16 protein-coding genes and 1 tRNA gene are annotated in these 15,235 nt (G+C 53.8%); 9 read left to right on the top strand and 8 right to left on the bottom strand.

The window, feature by feature from the left end; genetic code table 11:
• Positions 1-157 precede the first annotated feature (157 nt).
• Genes BQ5353_RS07880 through BQ5353_RS07870 form a run of 3 tightly spaced genes read left to right on the top strand, consistent with a single transcriptional unit; the run spans position 158 to position 2,388 of the window.
• Complete coding sequence (locus BQ5353_RS07880) at positions 158-925, top strand: DUF5131 family protein (RefSeq protein WP_071427666.1); 768 nt, start codon at positions 158-160, stop codon at positions 923-925.
• 15 nt (positions 926-940) lie between these two features.
• Positions 941-1,915 (top strand): ParM/StbA family protein, encoded by a 975-nt coding sequence (locus tag BQ5353_RS07875; RefSeq protein WP_143117188.1) that lies wholly within the window; start codon positions 941-943, stop codon positions 1,913-1,915.
• A gap of 14 nt (positions 1,916-1,929) precedes the next feature.
• Positions 1,930-2,388 carry a hypothetical protein gene (locus tag BQ5353_RS07870; RefSeq protein ID WP_071427662.1) on the top strand — a complete coding sequence of 153 codons (459 nt, stop codon included), beginning with the start codon at positions 1,930-1,932 and terminating at the stop codon, positions 2,386-2,388.
• A 61-nt stretch (positions 2,389-2,449) separates the two neighbouring features.
• On the opposite strand, the gene BQ5353_RS07865 is transcribed toward BQ5353_RS07870, so the two are convergent.
• A complete protein-coding gene (locus tag BQ5353_RS07865; protein ID WP_204211294.1) occupies positions 2,450-2,731 on the bottom strand; it encodes a hypothetical protein in 282 nt (93 codons plus the stop codon).
• 467 nt (positions 2,732-3,198) lie between these two features.
• On the opposite strand from BQ5353_RS07865, the gene BQ5353_RS07860 reads away from it, so the two are divergent.
• The 4 genes from BQ5353_RS07860 (at position 3,199) to BQ5353_RS07845 (ending at position 7,089) form a co-directional block, all read left to right on the top strand.
• A complete protein-coding gene (locus BQ5353_RS07860) occupies positions 3,199-3,477 on the top strand; it encodes an LSm family protein (protein ID WP_204211292.1) in 279 nt (92 codons plus the stop codon).
• Positions 3,478-3,990: 513 nt separating this feature from the next.
• Positions 3,991-5,004: a hypothetical protein gene (locus tag BQ5353_RS07855; protein ID WP_071427657.1), complete on the top strand. Its 1,014-nt coding sequence runs from the start codon at positions 3,991-3,993 to the stop codon at positions 5,002-5,004.
• A gap of 15 nt (positions 5,005-5,019) precedes the next feature.
• Positions 5,020-5,298 (top strand): DNA-binding protein, encoded by a 279-nt coding sequence (locus BQ5353_RS07850; protein ID WP_071427655.1) that lies wholly within the window; start codon positions 5,020-5,022, stop codon positions 5,296-5,298.
• A 78-nt stretch (positions 5,299-5,376) separates the two neighbouring features.
• The gene (locus BQ5353_RS07845) at positions 5,377-7,089 is read left to right on the top strand and encodes a tyrosine-type recombinase/integrase (protein ID WP_071427654.1); all 1,713 of its coding nucleotides are present in this window, start codon (positions 5,377-5,379) and stop codon (positions 7,087-7,089) included.
• Positions 7,090-7,275: 186 nt separating this feature from the next.
• Here the strand turns inward: BQ5353_RS07845 and BQ5353_RS07840 are convergent.
• The 7 genes from BQ5353_RS07840 to BQ5353_RS07810 all read right to left on the bottom strand — a co-directional run bounded on the left by BQ5353_RS07840 (position 7,276) and on the right by BQ5353_RS07810 (position 13,113).
• Positions 7,276-7,352 (bottom strand) — tRNA-Met (locus BQ5353_RS07840).
• A 195-nt stretch (positions 7,353-7,547) separates the two neighbouring features.
• Positions 7,548-7,814: a hypothetical protein gene (locus tag BQ5353_RS07835; protein ID WP_054331432.1), complete on the bottom strand. Its 267-nt coding sequence runs from the start codon at positions 7,812-7,814 to the stop codon at positions 7,548-7,550.
• 142 nt (positions 7,815-7,956) lie between these two features.
• The gene (gene gpmI / locus BQ5353_RS07830) at positions 7,957-9,471 is read right to left on the bottom strand and encodes a 2,3-bisphosphoglycerate-independent phosphoglycerate mutase (protein ID WP_071427652.1); all 1,515 of its coding nucleotides are present in this window, start codon (positions 9,469-9,471) and stop codon (positions 7,957-7,959) included.
• Between the two features lie 16 nt (positions 9,472-9,487).
• Positions 9,488-10,255 carry a triose-phosphate isomerase gene (gene tpiA / locus BQ5353_RS07825; protein ID WP_054331431.1) on the bottom strand — a complete coding sequence of 256 codons (768 nt, stop codon included), beginning with the start codon at positions 10,253-10,255 and terminating at the stop codon, positions 9,488-9,490.
• 32 nt (positions 10,256-10,287) lie between these two features.
• Complete coding sequence (locus BQ5353_RS07820; protein ID WP_071427650.1) at positions 10,288-11,481, bottom strand: phosphoglycerate kinase; 1,194 nt, start codon at positions 11,479-11,481, stop codon at positions 10,288-10,290.
• Between the two features lie 251 nt (positions 11,482-11,732).
• On the bottom strand, positions 11,733-12,605 hold the full coding sequence (locus tag BQ5353_RS07815; protein ID WP_054331429.1) for a DegV family protein: 873 nt from the start codon (positions 12,603-12,605) through the stop codon (positions 11,733-11,735).
• Between the two features lie 7 nt (positions 12,606-12,612).
• A complete protein-coding gene (locus BQ5353_RS07810; protein WP_054331428.1) occupies positions 12,613-13,113 on the bottom strand; it encodes a tRNA (cytidine(34)-2'-O)-methyltransferase in 501 nt (166 codons plus the stop codon).
• Between the two features lie 365 nt (positions 13,114-13,478).
• On the opposite strand from BQ5353_RS07810, the gene BQ5353_RS07805 reads away from it, so the two are divergent.
• Positions 13,479-13,946: a terminase small subunit gene (locus BQ5353_RS07805; RefSeq protein ID WP_162273118.1), complete on the top strand. Its 468-nt coding sequence runs from the start codon at positions 13,479-13,481 to the stop codon at positions 13,944-13,946.
• Positions 13,933-15,174, top strand: a complete 1,242-nt coding sequence (locus BQ5353_RS07800) for a PBSX family phage terminase large subunit (protein WP_071427648.1) — start codon at positions 13,933-13,935, stop codon at positions 15,172-15,174. The genes BQ5353_RS07805 and BQ5353_RS07800 overlap by 14 nt, the downstream gene beginning before the upstream one ends.
• The last annotated feature ends 61 nt before the right edge of the window (positions 15,175-15,235 follow it).

The raw sequence follows: 15,235 nt of genomic DNA, 5'->3' as shown, positions 1-15,235 counted from the left end.
AAGCCGCCTCTGTGCGGCTTTTTTTGTTGCGCAAATATGCGCTTTTCAAAAAATTAAAATTAGGGCCCTCATTTCCGCAAATTTCGGTCGTAAATTTCATTTTTTTTACTATATACATTATGAAAGGATTTTATGCTGGAGAAGAGGTGAAACAAAATTGAGCGAATTACGCTTTAAATCCTGGGATCCGTTGACCGGTGGCGTGAACAGCGCCTACTTGTTTCGGGCGGCGCGTCTGATCCGGGAAGTTGGCGGAAAAAGGGATCTGCTATACTGGATGTCTTTAGACGGGGAATGCGAAACCGGGGAATTTCATACGCTCACGGAGCCTTTGCATGACGAAGTGTTCGGAACTGAAGTAGCATTCCCCTATAAGTTTGACCCCACCTACTGCCCCTATCGGCTGAGCGAACTTCAGGATATGAACACACCTGAGAATATCGCCGTCTGCCACAAGGGAGATCTATTTGCCCCCTGGGTGCCGAGTTCTGTGATCTATGAGGTTTTGAACGCTGCCGCTTCGGCGCCGCTTCATCAGTATTTCTTTCTGACGCGGTTCCCCGAGAGGTATCTGGAATTCCCGATGAAAAGCCCCAATTCCATCTATGGCGTATGGATTGACCGTCAGGGCCAGCTTCAACGGCTTTTGCAAACAGAGGTCCCCGATGTGCGTTACCTGGTCATGGAGCCGATGCGAAGCCGCATTGACCTGGAACAGTATCTGAAGGCTTCTCCGTACAAACCGGAATGGATGCTGTTGGGGACAGGCAGATTAAGGTACAGAAAGCTGATCCAGCCGGAATGGCTTTCTGAAATTGCCGAGACATGCCGGCGGCACAGAATACCGCTCTACATGAAAAAGCCTCTCCATGCTCTGGCGGGAAATCACTTCACACAGGAAATCAATCCAACACTTTTTTGGTAAATTTAGGAGGACATTATGATGTCGATTATCACCAACCAGCCTGAACCCATCACAACCGTCATTGGCTGTGACAGCGGTAATAAGCTCGTAAAAACTGCCGGCTCTATTACTTTGGCGGGAATCCAGAAGTTGCCGAACCGTCCGGCCGTCGCGCCGCCTGACCCCATGGATCTGCTGCTGATCAATGGGCAGTATTATGTCGTAAGCAACAAGCGGCTGGCCTACGAACGGGACAAGAGCATCAACGAGAACCATCTCTATCTCACCTTGATCGCTGTAGCCAAGGAAATGCAGGCCCGCCACATGAACCCCACCAGCAAAATTGTCCTGGCCGTAGGCCTGCCTCCCGGACACATGGCCAGCGCTAAGCTGGCCCAGACTTATCGGGATTACTTTCTCAAAGATGGCGGCGTTTACCGCTTCCAGTGCGGCGGTGTCAGCCATCAGATCACTATCAGCGATGTGATCGTCTGCCCCCAGGCGTATTCCATTCTGTTGACCCTTTCCCCTGAGATTATCCGGCAGCCCAGTATCCATGTAGTCGATATTGGTGGTGGCACCGTGGATACCGTCCATCTGGTGAACGGCCGCCCCGATCCCAATATGTCTTCTTTGGATATGGGCGTTATCCCGATGTATAACAGCATCCAGCTGCGGCTTCAGAACGAATTCGGCCGGCGGATCACAGAGGATCAGATCGACGACATTATCAAGGGCAAGCCTGGTTTCTTCAAACCGGAGCATGTGCGGGTTGTAATGGAAGTGGCTGAAGCCCATGTGAAGGCTATCTTTGACGAATACCGAGAAGCCGGGGAAGACTGGATGTCCAGCTATGTGGTCTTCTGCGGAGGCGGTTCGATCCTGCTCAAGCCCTTTATTGAGAAATATGCCGCAGAAAGCACTGGCAGCTATGTGGTTGTCAATGACCTGAAAGCGAACGCAAAAGGCTTTGAGACGTTTGCACGCACTCTGCTGAAAGGTCAGAAGTAAAGGAGTGAGACACTTTGAGCGAGACACGTCAGGCGCAAAAAATAAATATCGGCTTCAAGCCGCTTGGTGTCGATCCGGCTCATGACATAGTTTACAGTGTCTTAAAATCCCTGCCGCGTGGCGGAGCCAGAGATTTGATCGTACAGGCCGTTATAGAATTCCTCCAAAATCATGCGGGAGAAACGATTTCGGTGTCTGGAAAACGAAGCTACATCTTTGTCGGCGACTATTCGAGTTACAATATCCCTACCACTGAAAAACCGGGAAAACCGAAAAATGAGGATTCAGAACCGCCTATTGTGGTACAGCCCAAACCGGAGCCGTCAGAAACTTCGGAATCTGCAGCACAGGAGGATGTTTCGGCACCTCCTTCTGAGCCAGCTGAAGACAACCACCCCGAGCCGGAAAACTTCACAGAGCTGGATGAGGACACATTAAACAGTTTGGTTTTCGGGTTCTTCACAAACGAGTAGCCAAGTTGTTTCATAACGAAAAACAGGTAAGCATCTTTTGATAGAATGCTTACCTGTTTTTTTAACCTTTATCTTTTTGATTCTGGAGCGCCCGCTCAACAGCCGCTTGCACAGCTTCACGCCTTTCCTCTATCATCTTTTTCTCTTCTGCGGTCACGAGCATAACAATGGTCCTGTCTTTCAGCGACTCGTTATTGACTGGAGGGAGAATGATTTGCTCGCGTGGGTAATCATCGGGAAATTCCTCATTTTGTGCGCGCTTCAAAAGGCTGGTCAGGTCTTCCAGGGAAACGCCAAGCCCCTGGCAGATGGGGCCGAGATCTGTCAGATAAAGTTCTTCCAAGGCTCCTTTATTCAGGCGGTTCATAATTCGGTAATATGGCACACCAACCTGTTTGCACAAAGAAAGCAGAGTCGTGTGATTATTCCTGAGCAAAGAAAAAATACTTCTTTCTCTGAAAGCGACATAAAAACCCCTTCTTTGAAAATCTATCCGATTTCATTATAACAGAATTATATAGTTACTTCAAGCGAAAACACGGCTGTTTTTTAATTAAATAACAAAATTTTAGTTGAATTTTATATTTATAATTTTGCGAATATAGGGTTTTAATTTAACAGATTGCGAGATTTGCAATAGTTGACATTTCTGCTAATACGCTATAAAATCGTATTTACAAGGAGTTCTCCTTTTTATTACGGGTTTTGGATGCCAAAAAATTTAATTTTTTTAGAAAATTAGATTTTGTAAATTTGCAAAACATTGTTGCGATTCCAAAGGCGTCCAAAGGCTTGAAACGGGAGGCTTATATGACAAGAAAAGTTGATTTTGACAAGTATTTTTATAAGACGATCATAAAGGTCGCAGTCATCCAGGGATACACGCTCAAAGAACTGGCGCTGATCTGTGATGTAAAAGCCGACACTCTCTCACGCCGTTTGCAGAAAAGTGATGGCAGCAACTTAACAATGCAAGACTGCCTGATTCTCAGGGATACTCTGGCGCCTCATTTGACGCTGGATGAGCTTTTCCCCGAAGCATCTATGGAAGCTGCACGGGAAATGGCATTGCAAGATACATCCCTATAAATATCGCTATCAGCCTCTTTTAGGAGGTTGGTAATATAGCTGCACTTTGAAAACCGCATACGACCTCGCCACCTTGAAGATTCCCCCAGCCCGGGAGTGGGTAAGCGATGAGGACAGTCTAGGCGCTCATTGAGCCTGTTGATCGTCCTTGGAACGGCCGTCGCTGGCCGTGCGCGATGACAATGGGGGAGGTTTTTAAAGTTACTTCTGCCCGGCGGCGTCACAGCGAGAGGCAGCTCGATGTTGGAAATTCGAGAACATCAGCGGTTCGGACCACAGCCATTGGATAATGGCAGAGTGCGGATCCGGTGCCCGGTGTTATGAGTCTGAGCATTGGCCAGCGACCAAGAGAAGGGTGGTTTTCCAGGGTCCCCGCCCTGGAGTTCGGTAAAGTCTCAGAGGGGACATTCATAGGTTTAACATCTGCTTTATGGCAGAGTATCTGCAGCCAAATACGTTTGGCTGCAGTTCTGTGCTATAAAGCGTAATTACACAGCGGAAGGAGAAAGCTATATGCCCAAAACCAGGAAGAAAGGCCTTACACCTGAACTTATTTTGGAAAATCTGGTTCAGGAAGTGCAAAAGCAGGGGTATTCCGATCTTCTTCCGGTTTTGGAATCGGCTCGGCCGATGCTTCCTGCAATGTCAGAGAGCCGGTTTGAGCGCCCTGCCAGGGATTTACTGGCAGGAACGATTGCTACAATCATCGGCGTAAAATGTTGTCAAAAAGCTCCTGCAACGGTGATCCTGGTATGCAGCCAGAAAACTCAAAAAGCGAATGCGGAAAAATTGCAGCGCCTTTTGGACTGCCTGCGGGATCTCGGCTATCTCGCTTCCACACGGCTTGCGGTAAAAGAATCTGCAGACTGCTATGTGTGCATTAAACGCCTCAAAAATGCAAAAGCAAATGGGCATGATCTTTCCGACAAATTGGAACGGCGCCTTACCACTCAGGGTTTGGACCGTTCTACCAAAAATTTGATCCATGTGCAGTCCTGTTCAAATAGCTGCAGATACAGGGATCAGTGCCGGTATCAAAACCTTCGGCAAAAAATGATAGAAGGCGAAATCCCATACCAGGTCTATTCCGAGCAGCAATATCTGAACGCACTCCGTAACAACCAGCTTCCAAAATCCAGATTGGTAATCTATGAACCGGTAAATGGGCGGTTATCTTACAATAACCAGGCACCTGTTTTCCGGCAGAAAGAACTGGAACAGGTTCTGCTCCAGAGCGAACGGCTGTGTAGCTCAGCAACGAAGAAGAAAAAGGCTGTGTGCAAAGAAACCGCATCTGTAAGGGAGGCCGCAAAAAAGTATTTCTCACTTCCCCCCAGCCGGAGCGGATCCTTGCAGGCACAGGAGCTGCTTACAGACATCCACGGCAGCCTTATCAAAATTCAGGACCTTTGCGTCAACGAATTGGCGCTGAAAGGCATAGAGCGAAAGCGGTGGCGGCAAGGATTGCAGCAAGCCATTCAGTCTGTCGAGACGCTTTTGCAGGGCCTTTCCAGACTTTCAAGGTAAAAGAGGTGAGAAAAGATGAACACTGAGAATGAAAAGCCATTATACGAAGAAATGGTCAACTTGATCGAAGCGGATTTAGAAAGCTATCCCCCCACCCTTCAGGCCAAGCATATTTCTCAGTACATGGGGGTCAGCTTGGGGACAGCCTACAAACTTCTGAAATCAGAGGATTTTCCTGCTATAACGGTTCCAGACAGCAAGTTTATCCTGGTTCCCAAAAGCGTATTTACCAAATGGTACGCGGCTCGCTTGTGCAAAAAGCAGCTGGACGAAATGGAATGTGAAGGCGTATAATATTCACACCCGTTTTACAGCTGAATGATTTGCCAGGCGAGTTTTTGTTTGTCCCGAGATCAGAAGGGAGGAACAGTTATGCAAGGATCTACGGGAGAATTACCCCGTAAAAAGGGGACAGGGAATATTCGCCGATACGCCAATGGCGTTTGGCAAGCCAGCTTTTCTCATCACGGAAAGCGCCTGTTTATGCAAGCAATATCCCGTGATGAGGCAACGAAGAAGTTGAATCTTGCGCTTCAATTTGCCCAAAAAGAGTCGTTCGACGGCTCCAAAGACCTTTTGGATCTTTACTTGAAGGAAAACGGCTACCCGGCCGGGGTTCTGAGAGAGCTGCCGGCGGCGATCAGTTCTTATAACATCAACCGCAATTCCCCTAATTCCTGGCGCGTTGCGATGCGCGTCCAGGGAAAGAAGTATCGGATCGGCGCCGTCTCTGAAGAGGAGGCGAAGGCAAAATACCGCGCTTTTGAACAAGCCGTGCAGCAGGGCGCATTTACCAATTCGGAAGAAAGCCTGGATGAGATCCTGAAAGCAGCCGGATTCCCAGCTGGAAGGTTCCACGGTTCGCACACGCTGCCAAAAGGCGAAAAGCATGGGCCCTTCCGCGATGGGGTGCGGTTGAGGAAGGAAGGCTTTTATGAAGGCCGTTATTGTTTGAAAGGCCGCACAGAAAGCGTTTATGCGCACACAGAAAAAGAGGCCCGGAAGAAACTCCGGGCTATCCAAGTCGCCATCGACAATGGTACGTTTGTGGGAAAGAACAAGGATACTTTTTGCGGTTATTTGATGTCCTGGCTGGACCATGCCGGGAAAACCAGCCTCCGGCCCAGCACAAAAAAGAAGTACCGCATGTATATCCAGGCCCATTTCCTTCCCCATTTCGGTGAACGCCGGCTTCAGGAAGTGACAACCGAAATGCTGCAGGGTTTCTTTGATTTGAAAGCCTGTTCCGGCCGGGCCGATGGAAAAGAGGGCGGTTTATCCCATAAAACTCTTACCGACATGCGGAATATGCTCAAAAAGGCACTGAACTATGCGGTAAATCCCAAAAAACTCATAGATCACAATCCGGCCAGAGAAGTGGAACTGAAGTTTCACCGGGCGAAAGCAATCCCTCTTATCACCGAAGAGCAGGAAAACTTACTGGTGGAGAGAGGGATGGAATCTGACTCCCCCATCGGCTGGGCCGTTGTGATCCTTCTGCGCACAGGGATGCGGAAAGGGGAGCTGCTGGGTTTGCAGCTTGGGCAAATCGGATCTAACATTGGTTTTTTCCGGATTGAAAAATCCCTTACTCGAATGGAACATCCCAACGCACAGCAGGCGCCGGACTATCAGCGAGTAGACACTTGGGCAAAGAAGAAAAACAAAACGGGCCTTTATTTAGGCCCGCCAAAAACAGACTCGTCAATCCGGGAATTCCCGGTCGGGTCCCAGGTGAAGGAGTGCGTCAGAAGATTGATCGCCTACCAGGAGCGGCTTTTAGGTTACAGCGTTGACCACTGCCCAAATCATGGTACGGAGAACTTTCTATTGGTAACTCCTTTGCTTAGGCCCTATGACCCCAAGACATTTGATACGCACTTCAAGCGTTTTTTGGAAAGCTGCGGCGTAAAGAATGTCACTGTTCATTCTACACGGCATAGTTTTATCACAGAAATGGTTCAGAGGCATCCGGAAGATCTGCCATCCATTTCTGAAATCGTAGGCCATGCCGATAAATCAACAACTTTGCGCTATTCCCATGGTGCGGAACAGCGAAAGAAGTGTTTGATGGACAGCTTTTAAGTGAAGATGTTGCGCGAACGGTCAAAGGTAATATCCCGTGGTAATCTGGGGCCGGCAGCGCAACGAGATCATTTTTTTATGGACAAACAAAATCTGAGGAGTGAACCCATTCGTCTCGAAACGAAAAATTCACTCCCCAGATCCTGGTGCTCTATAAGTGGCACAAAGCCGCTTGTAGAGCGGTATTGGTTGCGGGGATAGGATTTGAACCTACGACCTTCGGGTTATGAGCCCGACGAGCTACCGAACTGCTCCACCCCGCGGAATACCGAATTATTTAGTTGTGCGCTCTCGAATTTTGTTGCGAAAGTGGGTTCGTTATGAGCCCGACGAGCTACCGAACTGCTCCACTCCGCGATATTGTATTAAGCACTCTCTTTGGGTGCCTATATAGAATACCACAGCGAGCAGAGATTGTCAAGAAGTTTTTTCAGATGCTATCGAACTTTTTCTTGAGACTATTCTTCTATGTTGGCTACCGGCTCCTCATCCCCAGAAGCAGGCTCCTCAGCGGGCACTTCCGCTTGGGCTTCCTCTTCTTCACAGCTGGGCTCCACCTGGGTGGAATAGTAGTCCAGGTCATCAGGCTCTGCGCCCAGCAGGTCGTCGCCGTACTCGTCACAAAGGGCATCGTTTTTCCGTTTAAAGTAGGCGGCAAGGGCCACTACAACGCCCACCAGGGCGACCAAAAGCGCAATAATGGATATGAGATAACCTTTTTTCATGGTATTTCCTCCCGTCTATGCCGGGCGGACGGCCACGGCAGATGATGAATACTGTTTTTAGTATAATACCCTTTTTTTGAAAGTACAATACACCTTTGTGAAAGATTGACCGCTAATTTGTGAACAAATGGAGAGATTTTCCTTATTGCAGCAGAGACCGACCGGTCATCTCGGTGGGCTGGGGGAGTTCCAGCAGCTCCAACATGGTGGGGGCGATGTCCGCCAGGATTCCACCCTCCCGCAGGCCGCGGGAAATCCCCGCCGCGACAAAGGGCACCGGGTTGGTGGTGTGAGCGGTAAACGGGCTGCCATCTTCAGCCATCATCTGGTCTGCGTTTCCGTGGTCCGCTGTGATAAGGGCAGCTCCTCCAGCCTTCAAAAGGTGGTCCACCAGCTGGCCGACACAGGCATCCACCGCTTCCACCGCTTTGACTGCGGCTTCATACACACCGGTGTGACCCACCATATCGCAGTTGGCATAGTTGAGGATGATGACGTCATACTCCCCGCTGTCGATGCGGCGCAGGGCCTCTTCCGTGACGGCAAAGGCGCTCATCTCCGGCTGCAAATCGTAGGTGGCTACCTTGGGAGAGGGGATCAGTACCCGGTCCTCACCAGGATAGACCGCCTCCACCCCACCGTTGAAGAAAAAGGTGACGTGGGCATACTTCTCGGTCTCGGCGATGCGCAGCTGCCGTTTGCCGTGGGCGGAGAGGTATTCCCCCAAGGTGTTTTCCAGCTTTTGCGGCGGAAAGGCAATTTGAACCCCCGGCATGGTGGCGTCGTACTGGGTCATGCAGATGTAATGGAGAGGGAAATACCCCAATCTCCGGTTAAAACCAGTAAATTCCGGGTCCACCAAAGCGCGGGTGATCTCCCGGGCGCGGTCGGGGCGGAAGTTGAAAAATACCACCGTGTCCCCTTCCCGGATCATCCCCTGCTGGTCGCAGACGGTGGGCTCCACAAATTCATCGGTAATCTCTTTTTTATAGGATTTTTCCAGAGCATCCTCATAATCGGGGTTGTAGCTGCCTTCCCCATAGACCATGGCGGCATAGGCCCGCTCCACCCGCTCCCAGCGGTTGTCCCGGTCCATGGCGTAATAGCGGCCCATGAAGGTGGCCAGCTTCCCTACCCCGATGGCTTCCATCCCCTCCACCAGCTTTTTCAGGTAGATGCCGGCAGTGTGAGGCGGCACATCCCGCCCGTCCAAAAAGGCGTGGACATAGACCTTCTCAAGCCCCTCCCGCTTGGCCAGCTCGATGAGGCCCAACAGGTGGGAAAGGTGGCTGTGAACCCCGCCGTCCGAGAGGAGGCCCAGCAGGTGGAGGGCTTTATCCCCCTCCTTACAGGCCCGGACTCCCGCGAGGAGGACGGGATTCTGGTAAAAATCCCCGTCCTTTATGGATTTTGTGATACGGGTCAGCTCTTGGTAGACGACCCGGCCCGCGCCCATGTTGGTGTGCCCCACCTCGGAGTTGCCCATCTGCCCCTCCGGCAGGCCCACAGCCAGGCCGGAAGCCTGCAACTGGGTGTGGGGGTTTTCAGCAAAAATGCGGTCCAGATTGGGGGTCTTTGCCGCCCGGATCGCATTTCCTTCGGTTTGATCGGCCAGGCCATACCCATCCAGTATGACAAGGGCCAGTGGTTTTTTCATTGAATTCTCCCCCATCTTATCTGGATGCCGCTTGGACAATGGCGGCGAAATCTGCCGCTTTCAGCGATGCGCCGCCGATGAGGCCGCCGTCCACATCCGGCTGGGCAAGAAGCTCGGCCGCGTTGGAGGCTTTCATCGAGCCGCCGTACTGGATGGTGAGAGCTTCGGCGGCCTCCCCGCCATAGAGGGCGGCGACGGTGGCGCGGACCACAGCGTTCCCCTCACCCGCTTGGGCAGCGGTGGCGGTTTTTCCGGTGCCGATGGCCCAGATGGGCTCATAGGCGACAATGATGTTGGAGAGCTGTGAGGCTGTTACCCCCGCTAAGGCCGCTGTGGCCTGGCGGGAGAGAACCTCCCGGGTTTTGCCCTCCTCCCGTTGGGAGAGGGTCTCCCCCACGCAGAGGATGACCTTGAGGCCGGCTTCCAAGGCGGCCAGCAGCCGCTTGTTGACTGTTTCGTCGGTGTCGCCAAAGTATTGGCGGCGCTCCGAGTGGCCGAGGATGACATATTCCGCCCCCAGCTCGGTGAGCATGGCGGGGGAAATCTCCCCGGTGAAGGCGCCGGACTCCTCCCAATGGCAGTTCTGGGCGCCGATTTTGATGTTGCTGCCGGCAGCCGCCGAGAGGGCGGTCTCCAGGTCGGTATAAGGAACGCAGAGGACCACCCCGCAGGCGGCTCCTGCCACCAGGGGTTTTATCTCCTCAATCAGCGCTTTGGCCTGGGGGCGGGTCAGGTTCATCTTCCAGTTGCCCGCGATGACCGCGCTGCGCTTGTTCGGGTTCATAGGTTTTCCTCCCATACATGGAATTATGCGGTTTAGTCCCGGTCGGAAAGGCAGGCGATGCCGGGCAGTTCCAGCCCTTCCAGGAATTCCAGGGAGGCGCCGCCGCCAGTGGAAATGTGGGTCATTTTATCGGCAAAGCCCAGCTGTTCCACCGCCGCTGCCGAATCGCCGCCGCCGATAATGGAGACCGAGCCGCTGTCCGCCACCGCTTTGGCCACGGCACAAGTGCCCTCGGCAAAGGGCTTCAGCTCAAACACGCCCATGGGGCCGTTCCAAACCACAGTGCCCGCTCCGGCAATGGCCTTGGCAAACAGTTCCCGGGTCTTGGGGCCGATATCCAGCCCCTGCCAGCCGGTGGGGATTGCTTCTGAGCCGACCACTTTGGTAGCCGCGTCCGCCGAGAAAGCGTCAGCCACCACATTGTCCACCGGCAGGAGAAGGGCCACGCCGTTCTTTTCGGCTTTGGCCATCAGTTCTTTGGCCAGGTCCAGTTTATCTTCTTCGCAGATGGAGTCACCGATCTCACAGCCCTTGGCTTTGAGGAAGGTGTAGGCCATGCCGCCCCCTATGATGAGGGTGTCCACTTTATCCAATAGGTTGTTGATCACACCGATTTTATCCGAGACTTTGGCGCCGCCCAAGATGGCTACAAAAGGCCGTTTGGGGTCATCCAGCGCCTTGCCCATGACCTCCAGCTCCTTCTGGATCAGGTAGCCGCAGGCGGAGGGCAGGTAGTCCGCCACCCCGGCGGTGGAGGAGTGGGCCCGGTGTGCAGTGCCGAAAGCGTCGTTGACATACAGCTCTGCCAGAGAGGCCAGCTGCTTGGAGAATTCTGGGTCGTTTTTGGTCTCCTCCTTATGGAAACGGACGTTTTCCAGGAGCATGACCTCCCCGTCCTGAAGGGAAGCGGCCAGGGCTTTGGCGTCCTCCCCCACAACATCCTTTGCCATCTTCACCGGCTGGCCCAACAGTTCCGACAGGCGGGCGGCCACCGGCTTCATGGAGAATTCCTCGGCATAGCCGTTTTTCGGCCGGCCCAGGTGGGAGCAGAGGATGACCCGCGCCCCTTGATCAACCAAGTACCGGATGGTTTTGAGGGATTCCTGGATGCGTTTGTCGTTGGTGATGGCCCCATCTTTGACGGGGACGTTAAAATCGCAGCGGACCAAAACCCGTTTGCCGTTCAGGGAAAGGTCCTCCACATTTTTTTTGTTCCGTGCGTTCATGCTGCACAACCTTTCACAGTGTATTCTTATGGGATGCCGGATGGGAGCTGGCACTATTTCCGGCTTTGATGGACGTTGCTGAGTGCGATCACTTCTGCGATTCATTGTACCCTATTCCACCGGCATTTTCAAGTGCGGCGTTGGAATAGGGGCCCATCTGCGCTGTCAGCAACAATTGGGGGAAATTCCCAAATAGGATATACAGCAAAAGGAAAAGGGAGGGGTAAACCCTCCCTTTTGTCATCTCTTATTTATTTGGTGCCGGGGATGGGGAAAGCAATGCCCACCATGTTGGGCCCGGAGTTGATGGCGATGCAGGCACCGGTGCGCAGGATATAGGCCGGCTTTTTGCCAGTCATCTCCTCGATAAGGGCGCAAAGCTCGTCAGCGGGCTTTTTATCCTCCCCGTAGAGCATGACAAAATCCCGGCCTTCGCCTTTATCCCGGTAAATTTCAGCGATGCGGTGGATCACCCCTTTGTCACCGCGAACCTTCTCCAGCACCACATTCTCCCCATCAGGGAAGGAAACGATGGGCCGCAGCCCCAAAAGGTCCCCTACAAAGGCGGCAGTGGAACCAAGGCGGCCAGAACGCTTGGCAAATTTCAAGGTGAAGAAAGTCGTGAAAATCTGGTTTTCGTCGATGGCTTTGACCAAATAGTCTTTCAGCTGCTGGAAGGTTGCCCCCTCCTTGAGCATCTTGGCGGCGTTGATCAGCGGGTAGCCATACCCCAACGAGTAGGCTTTGCCGTCAATGGCCTCAATGGTCAGCTTGTCCGCCAGTTCTGGACGGCTTTGAAACAGTCCCTCGATGGCCAGATGGCAGTTGCTTAAGGTATTGGATCCCTTGCCGTTGATGGAAACATACAGAATATGGGTGTACCCCTCTTGGCTGGCCTTCCAGAATTCCTCCAGAAAGCGGATAGGGGTAACCCCCGCGGTGGTGGGGAGCTCCTGGCAGGTATTCAGCATCTGGTAAAACTCCTCCGAGGTAAAATCCACCCGGTCTTCCAGGGTTTTCCCTTCATAAGTGATGGGCAGGTTGATGATGCGGATGCCCAGTTCCTCTTCCAAATCCCGGGGGATGTCGCATGCGGAATCGCTCATCAAAAGTATCTTTTCCATGGTTTCATTATTCCTTCCACTGGTATTTGGTCAGTTTCCCCTTGGATTCCAGGGCAGGGTATCCCCATTGGCGCAGCGCTTCATAGGTGGCCACTGCCACGGTATTGGACAGGTTCAAACTGCGGGCCGCCCCGATCATAGGCAGACGGACACAGGTGGGTTCGTTTTGGACCAGCAGCTCCTCCGGGAGGCCGGCGTCCTCCCGCCCAAAGACGATATAAGCGTTGTCCGGGTAGGAGACTTCGCTATAGACATGGCGGCCTTTGGTGGTAAAATAAAAAAATTCCCCTTGGTTCCTGCTGAAAAAGTCAGAGAGGCCGTCGTAATAGGTGATGTCTAGCAGGTGCCAGTAATCCAGGCCCGCCCGCTTGAGTTTTTTGTCGTCAATGGAAAAGCCCAGCGGCCCCACCAGGTGGAGGCGGGCCCCGGTGGCCGCACAGGTGCGGGCGATGTTGCCGGTATTCTGGGGAATTTGGGGCTCAACCAAAACAATGTTCAAAGTTGGCATAGGGGGTATCATCATCCTTACGGCGGGGTCGCCCGTCAAAAATAAGAACAACTGCCGCGGCAAAAACTTTGCATCCCGCTTCCCTCTTTGCAGGGAGACTGATACCGGCGGGGAACTCCCCCACATCCGGCATGCAACAATTGTTACATATTCTATTTAACTATAATTTTCCGTGTTCGTCAAGGGGCGACACCAGGGGATTTCCCCCTCCGGCGGACAACGCAAGCGTCCTATCCCCCAATCCGCCAGTTTTTCAAATGTTTTTGAGAAGTTGCAGTTTTTTTGCAACTTCTTTTTTCTTTTGGCGGGAAAGATGAAGGGCCCTTCCCCCTTCTCGAAAGACCAATGGATTGTGAGGGATGCGTTTGGAAACACCTTTGACCGCTAAGGAGCGGTTGTTCTGCGGGGCTTACGCCCGCCTGCTGCTGCCCCGGGAAGCTGCCCTGGAGGCGGGATATCCAGGCAAAAAGGCAGCAGCCATCGCCGGCGAGCTTCTCTGCCGGGAGGAGATCCGCCAAGCGGTGGGGGAGGAGATCCGGCGGGCGCCCCACAAAGACCTGCTTCCAGAGATTGTCAAAAACGGCCTCCTACGGCTTATCTTCTCCTCGGCCCAAGGCGGTGTGACAGCAGAAGGGGCGGATCTCCCCGACCTGTTCGGCGTGTCGGAGATCAAATCCGGCAAAAACGGGGTGGAGGTCAAGTTTGCCGACCGGCTGCGGGCCCTAGAACTGCTGTGGGAGATCGCCAAAGAGGAAACCCCCGCCGGGGAGAGTCCCATCTACCAGGCTCTCCTCATGAGCGCCAAGGCCCTGGAGGCCCATGGGAAGGATTGACCGCTTTTCCCCCAAACAGCTGCGGGTGCTGACCTGGTGGCTGGAGGAGGGATACAGCGGCATCCTCTGCGACGGGGCCATCCGCTCCGGCAAGACCTTCTGCCTCACCCTCTCCTTTGTGCTGTGGGCCATGGCCTCTTTTGCAGGGGAGGACTTCGCCATCTGTGCCCGGACGATCCGGGGGCTGCGGCGAAATCTCCTCTTCCCCCTGCTGCCCTATCTGCGGGAGCTGGGGATGGAGGTGCGGGAACAGCCCTCCCAAAACCTGGTGACCATCCGCCAGGGGAACCAGCAGAACCGGTTTCTTCTCTTCGGAGGCAAGGACGAGGGCTCCGCCGCCCTGATCCAAGGCGCCACCCTGGCGGGGGTGCTGCTGGATGAGGTGGTGCTGATGCCCCGCTCCTTTGTGGAGCAGGCCCTGGCCCGCTGCTCGGTGGAGGGGGCCAAATTCTGGTTTAGCTGCAACCCCGACCACCCGGGCCACTGGTTCTACCGGGAATGGGTGCAGAAAGCCGAGGAGAAGGGCATCCTCTACCTCCACTTCACCATGGAGGACAATCCGGGGCTCTCCGACCAGGTGCGCCGGCGATATGAGGGCCTTTACTCCGGAGGGTTTTACCGGCGGTATGTGCTGGGGGAATGGTGCGCCCCCCAAGGACTTGTCTACCCCATGTTCGACCCTGTCCGCCACCTGCGGGAGCCGGACGGGGAGTACCGGAGGTACCTGATCTCCTGCGACTACGGCACCGTAAACCCCTGCTCCATGGGGCTGTGGGGAGAGCGGGATGGGGTGTGGCACCGGCTGGCGGAACAGTATCTGGACAGCCGCCGGGACGGCCTGACCCGCACCGACGAGGAGCTTTATGCTGCCCTGGAAGAACTGGCTGGGGACCGGGCCATCGAGCAGGTAGTAGTGGACCCCTCGGCAGCCAGTTTTCTAGCCTGCATCCGCCGTCACGGCCGGTTCCGGGTTTTACCCGCTGACAACCGGGTGAAGGAGGGGATCCAGCTGGTGAGCGAAGCCCTTCTCGCAGGGAGAATACTTTTCTCCCCCCAATGCGCCGACACCATCCGGGAGTTTTCCCTCTACCGGTGGGACGAAGGGGCGAGGCAGGACAAGCCGGTGAAGGAGTTTGACCACGCCATGGATGACATCCGCTACTTCGCCATGGCGGCGATGCAGGAGGGGGAATCCGGGTTCTTCGCCGTGAGTGTGGAGCGGGGATGACCTGTTCCCAAAAAATCCCTTTTTCGCCCGCCGGCGGGGCGGATGGGGACGGCAACCAACA

Origin of the sequence: Merdimmobilis hominis, from assembly GCF_900104615.1 — a bacterium.
Classification (GTDB): Bacteria; Bacillota; Clostridia; order Oscillospirales; family Ruminococcaceae; genus Merdimmobilis; species Merdimmobilis hominis.
Note: the sequence above shows the minus strand (reverse complement) of the source record. Positions and strands in the feature narration are given on the sequence as shown.